Annotated in this window: 3 protein-coding genes; all 3 read right to left on the minus strand. The window is 34.7% G+C overall.

The window, feature by feature from the left end; translation table 11 throughout:
* Positions 1-226 precede the first annotated feature (226 nt).
* Positions 227-913, minus strand: coding sequence for a hypothetical protein (locus tag ENO17_10335; GenBank protein HER25430.1), 687 nt, complete (start codon positions 911-913; stop codon positions 227-229).
* Between the two features lie 597 nt (positions 914-1510).
* Positions 1511-1924 (minus strand): hypothetical protein, encoded by a 414-nt coding sequence (locus ENO17_10340; protein HER25431.1) that lies wholly within the window; start codon positions 1922-1924, stop codon positions 1511-1513.
* Positions 1925-2547: 623 nt separating this feature from the next.
* Entirely contained in the window at positions 2548-3387 is an 840-nt protein-coding gene (locus ENO17_10345) for a hypothetical protein (protein HER25432.1), read from the minus strand.
* Positions 3388-3406 lie beyond the last annotated feature (19 nt).

Here is a 3406-nt window from a genome sequence, read left to right on the forward strand (position 1 = left end):
ATTGTGTATAATTCGGTTATATTCGAATTAAGTTTTGATATCCTTTAATATTTCTAATAGCGCAAATTTTTTTAAAATCCTTCTTTTCCAGATAAATAATCCACAAAAAGAAAAACTCTTCAGCAAAATACCAAAGAGCTTGCAAATTCACAACTTGAACCCAAGGTGTCCCTGTTTAATGCAAAAGTATCCTGCGATAACTTTCGATCTAAGTAGGTTACATCTCCTAATCTCTCTGGATATCATATGCGATCCCGGTAAAGATAGTTAAGAGTAGAGAGACGACAGCAAAGAAAAAGCTATTAGTAAATAAATCCGGGTTGTTCAAATCGAAGAAATACACCAGTATAACTGAGCCGATCACTAAAAACACGCCGTTTATTACAGTAATACCAAAAATCCATGGCCATAATGTGGCAAGGAAGCGCTGAAGGTTAACTGAGAGACGTTTACGCCACCAGATTGATGGCACATTGATCCCGGTTCCCGCCATGCCTGCCAAAATACCGATGATCGGAGGACCAATACCACCACCTACCAGAAGCATGACGACAGAAAGAAGAAGTAGGATGCGACCGCCGTTCTTCCTCTGAATAAAGGCAATCGCCCAAATTATGACAATTAAAGAAACAGTGATTGTGAGGATCCCTGTTACCAAAAGGTTAGGAACAATGGTTATTCCCGGTTCTCCTCCCATGTTGGTGGCAATGGGACCTTGCGTCCAGGAATATATCCAAATTCCGTCTGGAGCTACATTACCCTGCAGGACTTCTCCAATCCCATGGGTAAAACCTCCCAATCCAGCCAGAACGCCAAATATTGAGGCGACAATTCTTGCTGCACTGAAAGTGATTGAAGTATTTTTGTCTTCCATATTTATTTTCCTCCTTTTTATTTTTCTTGAAGCAAGCAAAGAGCTAATGTCTCAACAAGCTGAACCCTTTTTGTTATATTATTTGAATTTAGGTTTTTCTCCTTTTATTTGCTATTTAAATTCTCCTGTGCAGTTATTATGCAACTTTTTTCCTTACGCATGATAGTTTAATATTTGGAAAAAAATATCTCTTCTAACCACACCTCCTTATCTAAAACTTAAATTTTTTCTTTTCCCCCTCTTTGCCCTTTTAAGGTGAAAGTAATAAGTGCTTAAAACTTTTTGACTATATTCGACCCTTTAGATTAGAAATCCTTCTTTTTCTGGAAAATAATTTTATTAAACAAAAAGTCCTTCAGTAAATGCCAAAGGACTGGAAATGGTCTGGCTCCCCCTATTGAACGCGTTCAGAACTTTTAAGGGAAATATTGCAACTGAAAATGTTAGATTAAATCAGTTAATGCTCACGTAAAGTAATAAAATTAAATGTTATCTGGCTCTCTTATTACGACGATTTTCGCAACTTTTCTATAAGTGAAGAAACTGAGAAAGTGTATCAAAAGTTAGAAAAGTTATTAAATTATTCAGCTTGTACGAATCGCCTCTCTAATATTATAAAAAATTCAGAAATTTAATTTACTGATTTGATTCTTTGGTAAAGATATAAGAAAAAGGTATTGCGATGAAATCGCCTATGATATATGTTGCAAATATAATACTCATTGGTATGGCAAAGCTGGGGAACTTATTGGTAAAGAAAAGAGGGAGAAGAACACCAATGAACAATATCAGTTTGTAAAAAAGTTGTAACAACAAGACAGACACAAACTTAAGAGGAGACCGTATACCCAATATTGATAAAAGCCCGAATGCGAGATAGACACTACCCATGATTCCAAAAGCTATGGGTTCATCAACAGGCCAGCTTAATAGAGATTTAATCTTCTCAGGCATGATAATCATTCCTAAACCAAGTAAACCTACTGAGATAATAGTATAAATATACATTCCCTTAAGCAAACCCCAGCGAATCTTTAAATCTTTAGACATATCGCTATTCCTCCTTTTTAGAATTTTTCTATTCTTTTACTCGGAATTTGGCTATTAAAACTTAACCATTAGAATTTAAAAAAGATACAGACTTATTTATAATCCTTCTACTTTTTATATTAAAAATCCTTCTATTGTTCCAAGATAATTTAAAAAAAAGAAAAAAGCACTTCAGTAAAATCTCAAAGAGCTTGGGAATTAGAAAGTTCCCTAGACAGAACGATTTTCAAAATTTTTCTATGAGTGAGGAAATTGATATAATATATTCTTCAATAAAAAAGACTGTTGTATCGAGAAATAAGGTAGATGCTTTTACTTATCATAACCTTCTCCTTCTATAAAAGCCAGAGTGAATCAACACTTATAAACAAGATATACTTAACTAATTTTGAATATTAACGGTAATGAACCTGGTCATGCTCAGTAGTTCTAACTAAGCTGGTACTCCCTTCAATAATTAATTCTAATATCTTATTCATAATTGATTATAGAAACAATCTTATTTAAAGTTGGTCTAGATTTGTCTTGAATAATATCTGAATCATAATTACAATTGATACTATACAGTCTTTTCCTTATAAACTCTGAAATTGCTCTGTAATCTCTTACTATATTCCACCTTCTCAATAAGGACAACTTCCAACATCCTGAGATTGTTTGATACCTTCCCATATTTCACCTTGTGATCCCTCATTTCCTTCATACCACCAGAGACCAAAGAATCTTTCTCCATCGGAAGAAAAAACCATTATCGCTGGACCTTTACCGTAGCTATCCTCCCAGATTAATTTCACAATTCTTCCTTCAAAATTACCAGTTAAAATTCCTTCATCCCATTCATAACATCCTTTAACTGAGGTTCCCTGCTGCATCAGATGAAAGTCACTATGATAGTCACTCACATAAGTTCCAGAAATATCAGGTAAAGACGTTTCGGTCAATTGTTCTCCAAAAGCACGAAAATCCATCAGTTCTGTGTATTCTGAAGAACCATAATTATTTAAAATAGTCAACCGAAGCCATCTTCCGGATGGTTCACTAGAAACTGGAAATTTCTGGTTATCTTTCTGATCTGCTAATGATATTCGGGCAATCTCCTGAAATCCTTCTGTGGGACTTTCGTTGGAAAGTTCAACAAGAATATCTTTGGCAGCACTCCCTTTTATATTTACGCTTGCTGAATCAAACTTCAGGTTGTGCAATACAGTCTCTTCAGCAAGTTCAATAACAAATATGTGATTGGAAATTTCACCTTCTGAGGAACACCAGCCAGTTTCAGGATCTTCGTCCATAATATAGAAACCATAAAACGTAAGACTATATTCCGCAGGTTTCTCTAAAAGAAATGCTCCCGAAGAAAGCGAGATCAGTGATTGTTCAGAAGTTATTGCATCAACTATTGATGTAGATTCAAAAGAAAGAAAGATGATAGCTAAGCATATTAAGATCAATACTTTTTTCATGTTAAGACCTCCTTAAAGA

This window comes from Candidatus Atribacteria bacterium (assembly GCA_011056645.1).
Taxonomy (GTDB): domain Bacteria; phylum Atribacterota; class Phoenicimicrobiia; order Phoenicimicrobiales; family Phoenicimicrobiaceae; genus Sediminicultor; species Sediminicultor quartus.